Here is a 15,125-nt window from a genome sequence, read left to right as displayed (position 1 = left end):
GGGGAGAGTCAGGGGGAAAGCCAGGGGGTGTCCGGGTCGGCCGGGGCCGGCCCGGGGTCAGCCGGGGAGCGGACCGATCCGGTAGAGCACTTCGGGGTCGTGCGGTCCGTCCGGGAACTGCCCGGCCTCGAACAGCACTTCGTGCTCGACGCGCGCGCCGTGGCGTCGCGCGTACGAGGTGAAAAGGCGCTCGGAGGCGGTGTTGCCGGGCGTGATCGTGGTCTCGACGGCGGTGATCGTCAGCTGTTCCGCGACCCGCGCGGTCAGCCCGTCGAGCAGGGCCGCGGCCAGTCCGCGTCCGCGGTGGGCGGCGTCGACGGCCACCTGCCACACGAGCAGGGTGCCCGGACGCTCGGGCCGGACGTACCCGGTGACGAAGCCGACGGGCACGCCGTCCGCGTCGCGCGCCACCGCCGACGTACCGGCGAAGTCACGACACCACAGCAGATAGCTGTACGAGGAGTTCAGGTCGAGGGTTCCGGAGTCCTTGGCGATATGCCAGAGCGCGGCTCCGTCCGCCACCTTCGGACGGTCGATCCGAAGGCCCTCCGGCATTTCCAGGAATTCCGCTTGCAGGTCTGCTTGTGCGGCGGTCATGAGGGTTGAATTTACCGAGGGAAATCTCAAATTGCATCGTCGTCCGGGGTTACGTACGACGCGCCGTTGTGTTATCACGCGCCCGCGAGAACGGGGTGCTGCGAGTGGCGTAAGGGGACGGTTTGCCCGGAAAATAGGGGAGGAAGCGGACGCGCTGTGGAGTGCGTCACAGACACGTAATCACCACGAGACGTGCCCGAATTACGGCGGTTGGCGTTCGCGAAATCTTTGCGTTTAGGGTCCGGGAAAGCGGGCAGAAGAATACGGGAAGCTACTCTTCGAGTTAATGCAAGAATAAGCGTGGTGAGCGCCTCGTCAATTGGCGCATGATTAAGCCACGGTAAGCCCGTCGATTCCCTTGCGCACGATGTCCGCGTGGCCGTTGTGACGTGCGTATTCCTCGATCATGTGCACGTAGACCCAGCGCGGACCGACCTCGAGCCCGCGTTCCGGGATGAGTGCGTACCCGGTCTCCTCCGCGTACACGGGAGGGAGCCCGGAATCGCCGGACACCCGCTGGAACCCGTTCCGTTCGACCTCGGCGAGGTGCTGGACGAGGCCCAGCAGCGTGAGCTTCGACGGCGCGGCGGACGCGGCCCCCTCCGCCACGGGAGGACACGCCAGGGCTCCGCCCCGGACCCGGGTGGGTACTTCGGCTGCGGGCGGGTGGGGGCTTGGCCGCGCACGTCCCCGCTCCGCTGAGGGCGGGGCTGCGCCCCAGCCCTCAGCCAGGCGAATCGCGCGGGCCGGGGAGATGCGGGGCGCAGCCCCGCCCCAGGGGCGCGGGGTGCGCGACCGGCCCCCACCCGCCCGCAGCCAATGCACTCACCCGGGGTCCGGGGTGGAGCCCCAGTTCGGGGCTAGGCCCAGGCCTTCGTCGTTGCGCGGCGTGCCGCTTTCAGGTCGATCGTGAGGCCGGACTCGGCCAGCGCCGCCCCCAGCGCCGCGAGGCAGGAGTGCACGACTCCCGGCGTCGCATCGGGGCCGTAGTGGTTCACCCGGATCATCTCCTTCGCCAGCGCACCCCCACCCGCGACCAACGGCAACACCGGATCCGCGGCCAACGCCCTCGCGACCAGCACCCCCGCATCGACCCCGGACGGCGCCCGCAACGTCGTGGCGACCGGCGCCGCGTCCCCCGCCTCGTACACATACGGCTCCAGCCCGCCACCGAGAGCGACCGCCCCCGCCCGCGTGGCCGCCGCCGCCAGGGCATGGCGGCGCATCACCGCGTCGAGCCCCTCCGCCTCGATCCGCTCGACACACGCCTCCAGCGCCAGCATCTCCAGCTGCGCCGGCGCGTGCAGCAGTGCCTTGCGCCCGCCGTCGACCCACCGCTCCTTCCAGTCCAGCAGGGAGAGGTAGGACCGACGAGGCGCCCCGGGATTGGCGGCCATCCGCGCCCACGCCCGCTCGCTCACGGACACGGCCGACACCCCGGCCGGCCCGCCCATCGCCTTCTGTGCCCCGATCACGCACAGGTCGACTCCCCACGCGTCCGGCAGCACCGGCTCCGCGCCGATCGAGGCGACGGCGTCGAGGTAGAACAGCGCGCCGTGCGCACGCACGACCTCGCCGATCTCCGCGACGGGGTTCGTGTTGCCCGTCGCCGCCTCCGCGTGCACCAGCGAGACGAAGTCGATCTCCGGATGCTCGGCGAAGGCGTCACGCACCTGTGCGGTCGTCACCGCCGTGTGGAACGGCACCGCGAGGTCGATCACCGTCGCGCCGCAGTCCCGCAGCCAGTCCCCGAAGGTCTGCCCGTACGGCCCGGTGATCACGTTGAGCGCGGTGGTGCCGGGCCCGGCCGCGGCGCGAAGGGCACCCTCCAGGGGCAGCAGCGCCTCGCCCTGCATGATCACGACGTCCTGCTCGGTGGAGAGCAGCCGCGCCACGCGGTCCTCGATCGCCGCGAAGTGTGCGGCGCTCAGCGGGGCGAGGTCCAGGAAGGGATGGGTCACGGCGGTGCTCTCTTCGCTCACAGGTTCCGATGCGCAGCCCCGAGCGTATCCGGCGTCCTTGTCACGCCCGCGGCGATCCTCGGTCGTACGAGCGGGCACCCCCAGGTCGTACGGCCGGACGGCCCCACGAGGCATGACTTCTGAGGCCGAACGGCGCAACAGCCATCGGATTGGTTTGAGTGAGCCAAACCTTTCCTTATAATCGGAATCCTCCATTCCCCCCACAGGAGGTCTCCGTGAACTCGGTCCTCGGACGCCGGACGCGCATTCTGGCCGCCACCACCGCCACGGCCGGGCTGCTGCTCGTGGCCGGCTGTTCCTCGGGCGGCGGAGGGGGCCAGAGCAGTGCCAAGGGCGTTCCCCTGGTCAAGGCGGGCCAGGTCACGACCTGCACCCACCTCCCGTATCCGCCGTTCCAGTCGGAGATCAACGGCAAGGTGCAGGGCTTCGACGTCGCGCTGATCGACCTGGTCGCGGGGGACCTCGGCGTGAAGCAGGCCATCGTCGACACGCCCTTCGAGAACTTCAAGACGGGCGCGTTCCTCAACTCCGGCCAGTGCGACCTCGCCGCGGCCGGCATGACGATCACCCCGGAGCGCAAGAAGAACGTCGACTTCTCCGACCCGTACTTCGACGCCACCCAGGCCGTCCTGGTCGACAAGAAGAGCGGCGTCAACTCCCTCGCCGACGTGAAGGCCAAGGGCAAGAAGCTCGGTGCCCAGGCGCAGACCACGGGCGAGGAGTACGCGGCGAAGCAGGGCTTCGACTCGGTCTCCTTCGAGTCCTCCGACGCGGTCCTCAACGGTCTGCGCACCGGCCAGGTCCAGGCCGTCATCATCGACTACCCGGTCGTCCAGGGCTGGCTGAAGGACAAGGCGAACGCCGACGCCTTCAAGGTGGTCGACAACCTCAACACCGGTGAGCAGTACGGCTTCACGGTCAAGAAGGGCAACACCAAGCTCCTCGCCGAGATCAACAAGACGATCAAGCAGGCCAAGGCCGACGGTACGTACAAGAAGCTCTACGAGAAGTGGATCGGCCCCTACCCCGCGTCCGCGGCCACCGCCTCGCCGTCCGCCTCATGAGTGATGCCGACGCACGGCTCCAGCCCCGAAGGTCCGGCCTGACCCGGCGCCAGAAGCGCGCCCTCTCGCGCGGCGCGCAATACGTCGTCTTCGTCGCCGCCGTGATCGCCTTCGCGGTCACGGCGGACTGGGGGCGTCTGAAGAACCAGTTCGCGCAGTGGGACCTGGTCAAGCAGATGTTCCCGGACGTCATCACACTGGCGCTGAAGAACACCGTGCTCTACACGATGTCCGGCTTCGTCGTCGGTCTCGTGCTCGGCCTGGTCATCGCCCTGATGCGGCTGTCCCCGGTGGGCCCCTACCGCTGGCTCGCCGGCATCTACATCGAGATCTTCCGCGGCCTGCCCGCCCTGTTGATCTTCGTCTTCGTGGGTGTCGCCGTGCCCTTGGCGTTCCCGGGCACGCAGATCCCCGGCGGTACGTACGGCAAGGTGGCGCTCGCGCTCGGCCTGGTCTCGGCCGCGTACATGGCCGAGACGATCCGCGCGGGCATCCAGGCGGTGCCCAAGGGACAGATGGAGGCGGCCCGTTCGCTGGGCTTCTCGCACGCGCGGGCCATGGTCTCGATCGTCATCCCGCAGGCGTTCCGCATCGTGATCCCGCCGCTCACCAACGAGCTCGTCCTCCTCTTCAAGGACTCCTCGCTGGTGCTGTTCCTCGGGGTCACCCTGGAGGAGCGCGAACTCACCAAGTTCGGGCGCGACCTGGCGAGCCAGACCGCCAACTCCACACCGATCCTGGTCGCGGGCCTGTGCTACCTGCTCGTCACCGTGCCGCTCGGATTCGTCGTACGCCGCCTGGAGGCCAAGGCCGGGGAGGCCACCAAGTGACCAGCACCAGCAGCACCAGCACTCCAGAGATCCACGTCCGGGACCTCCACAAGTCCTTCGGCGACAACGACGTCCTGCGCGGGATCGACCTGGAGATCGGACAGGGCGAGGTCGTCTGCGTCATCGGACCCTCCGGCTCCGGCAAGTCCACCCTGCTGCGCTGCGTGAACCTCCTGGAGGAACCCACCAAGGGGCAGGTCTTCGTCGGCGGTACCGAGGTCACGCACCCCGACGTCGACATCGACGCCGTACGCCGCCGGATCGGCATGGTCTTCCAGCAGTTCAACCTCTTCCCGCACCTGTCGGTGACCGAGAACCTCACGCTCCCGCAGCGCCGCGTGCTGAAGCGGGACAAGGAGGAGGCGGCCAAGGTCGCCGCCGAGAACCTGGAGCGGGTGGGCCTGTCCGAGAAGGCGGACGCCTACCCCTCCTCCCTCTCCGGCGGCCAGCAGCAGCGCGTCGCGATCGCCCGCGCGCTCGCCATGGGGCCCGAGGTGATGCTCTTCGACGAACCGACCTCGGCGCTCGACCCGGAGCTCGTCGGCGACGTGCTCGCCGTCATGCGCAGGCTCGCCCACGAGGGCATGACGATGATGGTCGTCACCCACGAGATGAGCTTCGCGCGCGAGGTCGCCGACCGGGTCGTCTTCATGGACGGCGGCGTGATCGTCGAGGACGGCGCCCCCGCGCAGGTCATCGGCAACCCGATCCACGAGCGCACCCGCCACTTCCTGTCCCGGCTGCTGGACCCGGCGATGGCGGAGGTCGAGGAAGACGTCGAAAAGGGGCTGTAGCACCTCGCCGTCCGGCACGAATTAAGGTGCGGTGCATGAGCGATCGCGCGGTGCTGCACGTGAAGGGGCGGGTACTCGTCGGGCCCGACGACGTCCGGGACGAACTGTGGGTCGTCGGCGGGAGGATCTCCTACGAGCGTCCCGCGGGCGCCCGTGACATCCGTACCGTCGAGGGCTGGGCCCTCCCCGGTCTCGTCGACGCGCACTGCCACGTCGGCCTCGACGCCCACGGGCCCGTCCCCGACGACGTCTCCGAGAAGCAGGCGCTCACCGACCGCGAGGCCGGCACCCTGCTCATCCGGGACGCGGGCTCGCCCTCCGACACCCGCTGGATCGACGACCGCGCCGACCTCCCGAAGATCATCCGCGCGGGCCGGCACATCGCCCGCACCCGCCGCTACATCCGCAACTACGCGCACGAGATCGAGCCGGAGGACCTGGTCGCGTACGTCGCCCAGGAGGCCCGGCGCGGCGACGGCTGGGTGAAGCTGGTCGGCGACTGGATCGACCGCGAGACGGGCGACCTCGGCGCCTGCTGGCCGCGCGAGGCCGCCGCGGCGGCGATCGCCGAGGCGCACCGCCTCGGCGCACGGGTGACCGCGCACTGCTTCGCGGAGGACTCGCTCAGGGACCTGGTCGAGGCGGGCATCGACTGCGTCGAGCACGCGACCGGCCTGACCGAGGAGACGATCCCCCTGTTCGCCTCCCGAGGGGTCGCGATCGTCCCCACGCTCGTCAACATCGCCACCTTCCCGCGGCTCGCCGCCGGGGGAGAGACGAAGTTCCCGCGCTGGTCGGCGCACATGCGGGCACTGCACGAACGCCGCTACGACACCGTGCGCGCCGCCTACGACGCCGGAGTCCCGGTCTACGTCGGCACCGACGCGGGCGGTTCGCTGGCCCACGGTCTGGTGGCCGGCGAGGTCGCCGAACTCGTCACCGCGGGCATCCCGCCGGTCGAGGCGCTGTCCGCGACGGCCTGGGGCGCCCGGCGGTGGCTCGGGCGGCCGGGGCTCGACGAGGGCGCGCCCGCCGACCTCGTGGTGTACGAGGGGGATCCGCGCGCGGACGTACGGGTGCTGGCGGCTCCGCGCCGGGTCGTGCTGAACGGGCGGGTCGTCGGCTAGCGGCGGAGAGCGGCGGAGAGGTCGCCCGATCGTCCGGTTGACGGAGCGTTACGCGTCCGCCGGTCGCCTCGTTAAGCACCACCGTGCGCGCTCCGGAGCGTCGACCGGCGTGTTCGGGGCGGGGCTGTTGAGTGGGTGACGGCGGGGAACATCCGTGCCCAGCGGTGTCGGGAGATTCGAACGAACTCCCGGAAACCCCACGTTGGAGTGAAGTCACGTCAGGTTGCTGACTACTCACTCTCGGTGCGTAATTCTTGCCGGGTCCCAAGCTGTTCTCTCCTGGGGGTCCCACCCTTGAACGCCCACACCAACTTCCGCATGCCCGCACGCCGTTTCACCGCCACCGCGGCGGCCACCGTCCTCGCCGCCGGTCCGACGGTGCTGGCCGGTGCGGGTTCCGCGCACGCCACCGCCGACCACGGTCGGGCGAGCGCCGTCGTGCTGCGCACCGGGCTCGACGTGTCCCTGCTCGACAAGACCGTGAACGTCCCGCTCGCGGTCTCCCTCAACGAGGTGCGAGCGCCGCAGAGCGCCGAGCGGACCGCGCTGACGGCGAGGCTGGACGGGGTCGACGGTGGGCAGCCGTTCAGTGTGCTGCGGGCGGATGTCGCCTCCGCGAAGGCGACGGTGTCCGCGTCGGGGGCCGAGGCGTCCACGAACCTCACCCACGCGCGGATCCATGTCCCCGGGCTGCCGTTGCTGTCCCTCATCGAGGTCGGGCAGGTGACCTCGAAGGCGACCTGTGAGGCGGGTCGCAAACCCGTGGCCTCCGCCACCCTCCTGGGCGGGGTGACCGTCCTCGGCAAGAAGGTGACGTTGACGGTGGGCGGTCCGACGGAGGTGAAGGTGCCGGGGGTCGGTGAGGTCCGGCTCGACTTCTCCAAGACGCGGACCACGTCCCGTACGGCGGCCGCGTCCGCGCTCGAACTCCATGTCTCCGTCAACCCGTTGAAGCTGAACGTGGCGGATGTGGAAGGCACCCTGACCCTCGGGTCCGTCACCTGCGAGTCCCCGGCCGCGGCCCCCGCCTCTGCTCCTGCCTCAGTTTCTGCCCCCGACATCAAGCCCCAGGGGGCACCGGCGGGGTCGGGCCTCGCGGAGACCGGCGGCACGTCGACGACTCCGTTCGTGGTGGGTGCGGCGGTCGTACTCCTGGCGGCGGGCGGGGCGGCCGTCGCCCTGGGACGCCGCCACCGCTCCTGACCCCGACCTGTTCTCGCCCCCGCCGCCCCTACCCTCCCCCGAGCTCTCGGCTTCGCCCGAGCAGGGGGGACCCCCACCATCCTCAACCTGGGGGCTCCGCTCCCAGACCCTCGGACGGATTCTTCGGCTGCGGCTGGGTGGGGGCTGATCGCGCAGTTCCCCGCGCCCCTGAAAGCCTCGGCCCGTCCGGCGTTTGAGGGCGAGGCCGTTCAGGCCGAAGCGGGGGTCTGGGGGCGGCAGCCCTCAGGGATGGGACGGGTAGGGGGCGGGGGCGAGAAGGGCCATTGCCACACCCGCCCCTCACCGCCCAGCCACCACCACCGCCCGATCCAACGCCTGGAGGAATCCATTGACGGTGGCCCGGTCTCGTACGGCCAGGCGGAGCCAGTCGTCCCCCAGCCCCGGAAACGTGTCCCCACGCCGCACCGCGAACCCCAGCCCCCGCAACTGACGCCGCACCACCACCGCCCGAGGCAGCCGAATCAGCACGAACGGACCCTCGGCGGGCTCGACGACCCGCAACCCGTCGGGCTCGAACTCCCGGAGCCCCGCGACGAGATGGGCCCGGTCGGAGGCGACCTTCCGGGCCGCGTGCGCGGACTCGGCGAGCGCCCGGGGCGACACGCACGCCTCGGCCGCCGCGAGGGCGGGCGTGGAGACGGGCCAGAGCGGCTGCGCACGGGACAGTTCGCGGACCGTGTCGGGCGCGGCCAGGACGTATCCGATCCGCAACCCCGCCAGCCCCCATGTCTTCGTGAGGCTGCGCAGCACGACAAGCCCGGGGATGTCCGTCCGCCCCGCCAGCGCCTCCCGCTCACCCGGCACCGCGTCCATGAACGCCTCGTCGACCACCAACGTCCGCCCGGGCCGCGCGAGCGCGGCGATCGAGGCCGCCGGGTGCAGCACGGACGTCGGGTTGGTCGGGTTGCCGATCACGACGAGGTCCGCGTCCTCGGGTACGGCCGAGGGGTCCAGCCGAAAGCCGTCCGACTCACGCAACAGCACCCGGTCGACCGCGTGGCCGGCATCCCGCAGCGCCGCCTCCGGCTCGGTGAACTGCGGGTGGACCACGACCGGCTGACGGACTTTCAGAGCGCGCGCCAGAAGCACGAACGCCTCCGCCGCGCCCGCCGTCAGGAGCACCCGCTCCACCGGCACCCCGTGCCGCGCCGCCACCGCGGCCCGCGCGGCCCGTCCGTCCGGGTAGGCCGCGAGACCGTCCAGCGACGCGGCGACGTGCTCGCGCAACCACGCCGGAGGCGTGTCCGCACGGACGTTCACGGCGAGATCGGTGAGCGCCGAGCCGTCGTCCCGCACCTCGGCGTCCCCGTGGTGGCGCAGATCGTGCCCGTCGCCCCCGTACCCGCCCTCAGCGCGCATGCGCGTGCCCGCCGTGGTGATGCCCGCCGTGGTGATGCCCGTCGTGGTGGTGCCCGTCGTCGTCCGGGTGGAAGTGCGGCTGCTGGGGGAGGCCCACCTTGTCCTCGAAGCCGGGCAGCGCGATGCGGTAGACGCAGGAGTCGCAGTTCATCCGCAGGTCGCCCTCGACGGCCTCCCGGTACCGCTCCATGACCAGGTCGAGCAGCTCCGGCTCGGGGCCGATGACCTCGGCCGACCGCACCTCGACGTCCGGGTGCGCGGCAGCCCAGCCCTCGGTCTGCTGCCGCACCCGGTCCGGGAGGATGCCGGTGAACAGGAAGTAGGGAAGGACCACGATCCGCCGCGCGCCCAGCTTCACACAGCGGTCCAGGCCCGACGGGACGTCCGGCGCCGCCAGCGACACGAACGCGGTCTCGACGCCCGCGTACCCGCGTCCCTCCCACAGCAGCCGGGCCGCCTTGTGCACCTCGGCGTTGGCGTCCGGGTCGGTGGAGCCGCGCCCGACGAGCAGCACGGTGACGTCGGACCGGTCCCGCGGCGTACGGACCGTGCCGCCGAGCGCGTCGTCCAGCCGCCGTTCGAGCACCGCCAGCAGCGACGGGTGCGGGCCCAGCGGACGCCCGTAGGTGTACGAGATACCGGGGTGCCGCTCCTTCTCGCGGGCCAGCGCCGCCGGGATGTCACCCTTGGCGTGCCCGGCGGACACCAGCATCAGCGGGACGGCGGCGAACCGGCGTACCCCCTGCTCGACCAGTTCGGTCACGGCGTCACCCAGCGGCGGCGGCGACAGTTCGATGAACCCTCCGGCGACGGGCAGTTCGGGGTGGCGGCGCCCCAACTGTCGTACGAAGTCGCGGAAGGCCTCGGCTCCGGCCGCGTCCCGGGTGCCGTGTCCGGCGATGAGCAGGGCGGGGGGCGGGGTGGTCACGAAAACTCCTTGGTTGCGGGGTGGTACAGCAGGGCGTTGAGCGCGGCGGCGGCGACCGCCGAGCCGCCCTTCTCGGACACGTTGCTGACGGCGGGCAGCCCGCTGTCGCGCAGCGCGGCCTTGGACTCGGCGGCGCCGACGAAGCCGACGGGCAGACCGATGACGAGCGCCGGGTCGGCGTCGAGGGTCAGCAGCTCCTCCAGGGCGGTCGGCGCACAGCCGATCACCCAGAGCGCGCCGGGCCCGACGTCCTCGTACGCGAGCCGGATCGCGTGGGCCGAACGGGTCAGCCCGGGGCCGGACTTGGCGTCCTTGAGGCGGCAGACGGTGTCGCGGCGCGTGATGCCCGCGGCGACCATCTCCACGTCCACCACGACCGGCGCCCCGGCGTGCAGCGCCGTGTGCGCCTTCGCCAGGGCGCCCTCGTCGGTGACGAGGTCGTCCGCGTAGTCGAGGTCGGCCGCGGAGTGGATGACCCGCTCCACGACCGCCCGCGTCAGCGGCGGGAAGTGCGAGGTGTCCAGGCGGGCACGCAGCCGCCGGAAGGACTCCTGCTCGATGGGGTGCACGACCCGGTTCTCCGGGAACACCTGGCTCACTCGGCTCACTTGGGCTCCTCCTGCCAGCGGTAGCCGCGCGGTGTCACCATGCGCCCGGCGACCTCCCGCGTCGCCGTGTTGCCCACGGTCACGACGGTCATCATGTCGACGATCGCCGGATCCAGGGACCCCAGCGACGTCACCCGGCTCGACTCGTCCGGCCGGGAGGCGTTGCGGACGACCCCGACCGGAGTCGTCGGCTCCCGGTGCTCGGCGAGGATCGCGAGCGCCTTCGGGAGCTGCCAGTCGCGGCCCCGGCTGCGCGGGTTGTAGAACGTCACGACGATGTCCGCCTCGGCCGCCGCCCGCACCCGGCGCTCGATGACCTCCCACGGTGTGTGCAGGTCGGAGAGGCTGATCGACACGTGGTCGTGGCCCAGCGGCGCGCCCAGGATCGCCCCGGCCGCGAGCGCGGCGGTCACGCCCGGTACCCCGACCACGTCGATGTCGTCGGACGCCTCGGCCAGCGCCGGTGACGCCATCGCGTACACGCCCGCGTCCCCGCTGCCGATCAGCGCGACGGCCTGCCCGCGTCGTGCCTCGGCGACCGCCGTGCGCGCCCGCTCCTCCTCGGCGCCGAGCCCGGACTCCAGGATCCGGGTGCCGGGGCGCAGCAGATCGCGGATCTGGTCGACGTACTGGTCGAGCCCGACGAGCACGGACGCCCGCCGCAGCTCCTCCTTCGCCCGCGGGGTGAGCAGGTCACGGGCGCCGGGCCCGAGCCCGACCACCGCGAGCCGCCCGCGCGCCACACGGCGCACGACGGCACAGGTGGCCATCGCGGGCCGCCCGTCCGCACGCGTCGACTTCCGTTTGGGTACGAGGAGTTCACCACCGCGTACCAGGGCGGCGGCCTCCGCCACGGACGGGGTGCCGACGGCGGCGAGCGGCGCGCCCGAAGGGTTCGGCACGTCCACCGTCGCCAACTCCTCGGCGGTGTACGTCACCACGGGCACCCCGAGCCGTACGGCGGCCTCGACGATGCCCGGCTCCTCGGCCTTGGCGTCGACGGTGGCCAGCTCCGCGACGGACCTCGGGGACAGCCCGGCGTCACGGAGTACGTCCTCGACGAGACCGAGGACCTCCGCCACCGGAACGCCCTTGGACGCGCCGACCCCCACCACGAGGGAGGGCGGCCGCAGCAGCACCTCGCGCTCGCCGGGCGCCACGGCCCGGTCGGTGACACGCATGCCGTACGCGCCCTCCGTCGCGACCGGCAGGGGCGGCAACGGCCACGCCAAGTCGGCCCGCAGGGCGACGGGTTCGCCGTCCAGCAGGGCCCGGGTGACCGCGGCGACCTCGCCCTCCACGGGGAAGCCGAGCGTGTCGAGACCCGGCACTCCGACCGCGTCCGTCGCGGTCGTCACCACCGGCTCGGCTCCGAGCGACTCGCCCACCTCGCGGGCGAGTTCATTGGCGCCGCCGCCGTGACCGCCGACGAGCGACACGGCGAACCGGCCGCCCTCGTCCACGCACACGACCCCAGGGTCGGACGTCTTGTCGCCCAGCAGCGGCGCGATCAGCCGCACCACCGCGCCCGTGGCGAGGAAGCACACCAACTGGTCGCACTCCGCGAAGGCCCGCCGCACGGCGTCCCCGACGGACCCGTCGTACACCCGTGTACGGGTGGGCCAGGCCGCGGCCAGCCGGTCACGGGCCGCCGCGCCCGCCGCCGTGGCGGAAATCAGGCCGATCACTGGAGGACTCCTTCGGTACGCGCCGGAGGCCGGACGCCCCACAGCAGAAAAACGGGGTTGGTGGCCGCGAGCCGGGTGACGTTCCCCGGCAGCGGCGCGAGCCGGGAGGACTGCAGCAGTACGCCGTCGCAGTCGAGCCCGGCGGCGGTGAGCGCCTCCCGGGCCGCCGGCACCCGGTCGAGCGCGGCCATGGCGACGACGACGGCCCGCCGGGCCCGCCGTGCGCAGACGGTCACGATGGCGGGCAGCTCGCGGCCCCCGCCACCGATGAACACGGCGTCCGGATCGTCCAGGTCGGACAGCACGGTGGGCGCGGCCCCGTGCACCACGCGGACGTCGACGCCGTGCGCCTCGGCGTTGGCGAGGATCCGGTCGCAGCCGTCCCGTGTCTTCTCGATCGCGGTGACGGCGGCCCCGAACCGCGCGCACTCGACGGCGACGGACCCGGAGCCCGCGCCGACGTCCCAGACCAACTCGCCGAGGCGCGGCCCGAGCCGGGCCAGCGCCAGCGCCCGCACCTCGAACTTGCTGATCATCGAGTCGCGGTGGGTGAACTCGCGCTCGTCCAGGGCCCACCGGTCGGGTCCGGCCGGGGGACCGGCGACCGTCCGCACGGGGGCGAGGGCCCGCGACTCGTCGAGGCACAGGACGACACTCACCGCCGTGCCCCAGTCGCGGCCCGCGGCCTGCGCCGGGGTGACGCGCTCGACACGCTCGTGTGCGGGGTCGCCGAGGGCGCTCGCCACGACGAGGACGCGCCCGGCGCCGCGGTGGGCGAGGGCGGCGCCCAGTTCGGCGGGCCCGGAGCCGGGGCCGGTCAGCACCGCCACCTTCGGGTGGGAGTGGCAGACCTGGACGGCCGTGCGCAGCGCGCGCCCGTGGGCGCTCACCACCACCGCGTCGTCCCAGGGCAGCCCGAGCCGCGCGAAGGCGGTCGCGACGGACGAGACACCGGGGCGCACGTCCAGCCGCTCGGTCCCGAACCGTTCGGCCAGCGCCCGCACGATCCCGAAGAACCCGGGGTCACCGGAGGCGAGCACGACGACGCGCCGCTCCTTTTCCAGGCATCCCTCGATCGCGTCGAGGGCGGGCGCGAGCGGCCCGAGGACGATCCGCTCCACCGCGTCGGGCAGCCGCGCGGCCGTCAGATGGCGTCGGGCGCCCACGACGAGCCCGGCGCCGGTCAGCGCGTCCGAGGCGTCCGTGGAAAGCGGTGCCCCCGTCCCCGTACCGAAGACGGTGATCACGACGGATTGCCCTTGCGGGCCGCGCGCAGCTCCGCGCGCGCCTGCGGATCGGCCCTGCGGAAGCCGTGGAAGTGACCGGGATGGTAGAGGTGCGAGCGGGTGCCGGTCGCGTCGAGGGCGGGGCCGACCAGGAAGAGCGTGTGCTTCCAGAGCTTGTGCTCCTTGACGGTCTCCTCCAGCGTCTCGATCGTGCACTTCACGATCAGCTCCTCCGGCCAGGTCGCCTGGTAGGCGACCACGACCGGCGTGGACGTCGGATAGCCGCCCTCCAGCAGCTCCCGTACGAGCTGTCCGCTGCGGGCGGCCGACAGGAACAGCGCCATGGTCGTGCCGTGCCGCGCGAACTCCCGCACCTCCTCGCCGGGCGGCATGGGCGTCTTGCCGCCGCCGAGCCGGGTGAGGATCACGGACTGCGCGACCTCGGGGATCGTCAGCTCGCGCTGGGCGAGCGCGGCGACGGCGGAGAAGGAGGAGACGCCGGGAATGATCTCGGTCTCGACGCCGATGTCCGCACACCGGTCCAGTTGCTCCTGCGTACCGCCCCACAGGGCCGGGTCGCCGGAGTGAATGCGGGCCACCTTCAGTCCCTCGGCCGCCGCCCGCTCGTACACGGCCACGACGTCCTCCAGGGACATCGTCGCCGAGTCGAGGATCTCCGCCCCCTCGCGCGCGTGCTCGAGGACCTCGGCCTGCACCAGGCTGGCCGCCCAGATCACGATGTCGGCCTCGGCGATGGCGCGCGCGGCGCGGAAGGTCAGCAGATCGGCGGCGCCGGGCCCTGCCCCGACGATGGTCACCTTGCCGGTGGGGGCATCGGCCATGGGAATCGGTCCTCTCCTACGGATGAATCGGGTGCTGCGAGAAGTGGGTGGGCGCCTCAGTGGGCGCGAGGTCGTCGCCGGATGTGCGCGAACGGGGTGCGATCGGATACGAAGGGCTCATGGCGGTCTTCGTCGCGCTCGGCGCGTTCCTGATGACGCTGGCCGGAGGCTGGACGGCACAGCGGGTCACCGACCGCCGCCACCTGGTGCTGGGCCTGGCGGGCGGCCTGATGCTCGGCGTGGTCGGCCTGGATCTGCTCCCGGAGGCGCTGAAGGCGGCGGGCGAGGAGGTGTTCGGCGTACCGGCGGCCCTGCTGCTGTTCGTCGCCGGGTTCCTGTTGGCCCATTTGGTGGAACGGCTGCTGGCCGCCCGGCAGGTCGCGCACGGCGCCGAGGAGCACGACGGACGCGCGCCCGAGGTGGGCCTGACGGCCGCCGCGGCGATGGTCGGGCACAGCGCCATGGACGGCGTCGCGATCGGCGCCGCCTTCCAGGTCGGCGGCGGCATGGGCCTTGCGGTCGCGCTCGCGGTGATCGCCCACGACTTCGCGGACGGCTTCAACACGTACACGATCACGAGCCTGTACGGGAACGCGCGCCGCAAAGCGATCACGATGCTGTTCGCGGACGCGGTGGCCCCGGTGATCGGTGCCGCCTCGACCCTGTTCTTCACCATCCCGGAGCAGGTGCTCGGCGGCTATCTCGGCCTCTTCGGCGGCGTACTGCTGTACCTGGCCGCCGCCGAGATCCTCCCCGAGGCGCACCACGAGCACCCGGCCCGCTCGACCCTGCTGTGCACGATCGCGGGCGCGGGGTTCATCTGGCTGGTGGTGGGTCTCGCCGGAAGCGGGTGATC

15 protein-coding genes are annotated in these 15,125 nt (G+C 72.4%); 6 read left to right on the top strand and 9 right to left on the bottom strand.

Annotated features, from left to right (window positions below; all coding sequences use genetic code 11):
* Positions 1-57: 57 nt before the first annotated feature.
* From ectA to AAFF41_RS13405, 3 genes are all read right to left on the bottom strand, one after another.
* Complete coding sequence (ectA, locus tag AAFF41_RS13415) at positions 58-597, bottom strand: diaminobutyrate acetyltransferase (RefSeq protein WP_319748145.1); 540 nt, start codon at positions 595-597, stop codon at positions 58-60.
* A gap of 330 nt (positions 598-927) precedes the next feature.
* Entirely contained in the window at positions 928-1,329 is a 402-nt protein-coding gene (locus AAFF41_RS13410) for a mycothiol transferase (RefSeq protein WP_425526245.1), read from the bottom strand.
* A 128-nt stretch (positions 1,330-1,457) separates the two neighbouring features.
* The gene (locus AAFF41_RS13405) at positions 1,458-2,558 is read right to left on the bottom strand and encodes a pyridoxal-phosphate-dependent aminotransferase family protein (protein ID WP_343323993.1); all 1,101 of its coding nucleotides are present in this window, start codon (positions 2,556-2,558) and stop codon (positions 1,458-1,460) included.
* 236 nt (positions 2,559-2,794) lie between these two features.
* Between AAFF41_RS13405 and AAFF41_RS13400 the strand changes: the two genes are divergently transcribed.
* The 5 genes from AAFF41_RS13400 to AAFF41_RS13380 all read left to right on the top strand — a co-directional run bounded on the left by AAFF41_RS13400 (position 2,795) and on the right by AAFF41_RS13380 (position 7,597).
* Entirely contained in the window at positions 2,795-3,643 is an 849-nt protein-coding gene (locus tag AAFF41_RS13400; RefSeq protein ID WP_319748142.1) for a transporter substrate-binding domain-containing protein, read from the top strand.
* On the top strand, positions 3,640-4,473 hold the full coding sequence (locus AAFF41_RS13395) for an amino acid ABC transporter permease (RefSeq protein WP_054232343.1): 834 nt from the start codon (positions 3,640-3,642) through the stop codon (positions 4,471-4,473). The genes AAFF41_RS13400 and AAFF41_RS13395 overlap by 4 nt, the downstream gene beginning before the upstream one ends.
* A complete protein-coding gene (locus AAFF41_RS13390; protein WP_319748140.1) occupies positions 4,470-5,267 on the top strand; it encodes an amino acid ABC transporter ATP-binding protein in 798 nt (265 codons plus the stop codon). The genes AAFF41_RS13395 and AAFF41_RS13390 overlap by 4 nt, the downstream gene beginning before the upstream one ends.
* Before the next feature lie 35 nt (positions 5,268-5,302).
* Positions 5,303-6,394, top strand: a complete 1,092-nt coding sequence (locus AAFF41_RS13385; RefSeq protein ID WP_319748139.1) for an amidohydrolase family protein — start codon at positions 5,303-5,305, stop codon at positions 6,392-6,394.
* Positions 6,395-6,712: 318 nt separating this feature from the next.
* Positions 6,713-7,597, top strand: a complete 885-nt coding sequence (locus tag AAFF41_RS13380) for an SCO1860 family LAETG-anchored protein (protein ID WP_388411386.1) — start codon at positions 6,713-6,715, stop codon at positions 7,595-7,597.
* A gap of 300 nt (positions 7,598-7,897) precedes the next feature.
* Here the strand turns inward: AAFF41_RS13380 and cobC are convergent, their stop codons facing one another.
* The 6 genes from cobC to cobM are packed head-to-tail and all read right to left on the bottom strand — an operon-like array spanning position 7,898 to position 14,269.
* Positions 7,898-8,977, bottom strand: a complete 1,080-nt coding sequence (gene cobC / locus AAFF41_RS13375) for an Rv2231c family histidinol phosphate aminotransferase CobC (RefSeq protein ID WP_343323991.1) — start codon at positions 8,975-8,977, stop codon at positions 7,898-7,900.
* Positions 8,967-9,905, bottom strand: a complete 939-nt coding sequence (locus tag AAFF41_RS13370; protein WP_319748136.1) for a sirohydrochlorin chelatase — start codon at positions 9,903-9,905, stop codon at positions 8,967-8,969. Before AAFF41_RS13370 ends, cobC begins: the two co-directional genes overlap by 11 nt.
* On the bottom strand, positions 9,902-10,504 hold the full coding sequence (locus AAFF41_RS13365; RefSeq protein ID WP_186003209.1) for a precorrin-8X methylmutase: 603 nt from the start codon (positions 10,502-10,504) through the stop codon (positions 9,902-9,904). Before AAFF41_RS13365 ends, AAFF41_RS13370 begins: the two co-directional genes overlap by 4 nt.
* A gap of 5 nt (positions 10,505-10,509) precedes the next feature.
* Positions 10,510-12,201, bottom strand: a complete 1,692-nt coding sequence (gene cobJ, locus AAFF41_RS13360; RefSeq protein ID WP_319748135.1) for a precorrin-3B C(17)-methyltransferase — start codon at positions 12,199-12,201, stop codon at positions 10,510-10,512.
* On the bottom strand, positions 12,198-13,448 hold the full coding sequence (gene cbiE, locus AAFF41_RS13355) for a precorrin-6y C5,15-methyltransferase (decarboxylating) subunit CbiE (protein ID WP_319748134.1): 1,251 nt from the start codon (positions 13,446-13,448) through the stop codon (positions 12,198-12,200). The genes cobJ and cbiE overlap by 4 nt, the downstream gene beginning before the upstream one ends.
* Positions 13,445-14,269 carry a precorrin-4 C(11)-methyltransferase gene (gene cobM, locus AAFF41_RS13350; protein ID WP_319748133.1) on the bottom strand — a complete coding sequence of 275 codons (825 nt, stop codon included), beginning with the start codon at positions 14,267-14,269 and terminating at the stop codon, positions 13,445-13,447. The genes cbiE and cobM overlap by 4 nt, the downstream gene beginning before the upstream one ends.
* A 119-nt stretch (positions 14,270-14,388) precedes the next feature.
* Here cobM and AAFF41_RS13345 point away from each other — a divergent pair, with 119 nt between their 5' ends.
* Positions 14,389-15,123, top strand: coding sequence for a ZIP family metal transporter (locus tag AAFF41_RS13345; protein WP_060902200.1), 735 nt, complete (start codon positions 14,389-14,391; stop codon positions 15,121-15,123).
* Positions 15,124-15,125: the final 2 nt, after the last annotated feature.

Origin of the sequence: Streptomyces mirabilis (assembly GCF_039503195.1) — a bacterium.
GTDB classification, from domain to species: domain Bacteria; phylum Actinomycetota; class Actinomycetes; order Streptomycetales; family Streptomycetaceae; genus Streptomyces; species Streptomyces mirabilis_D.
Note: the sequence above shows the minus strand (reverse complement) of the source record. Positions and strands in the feature narration are given on the sequence as shown.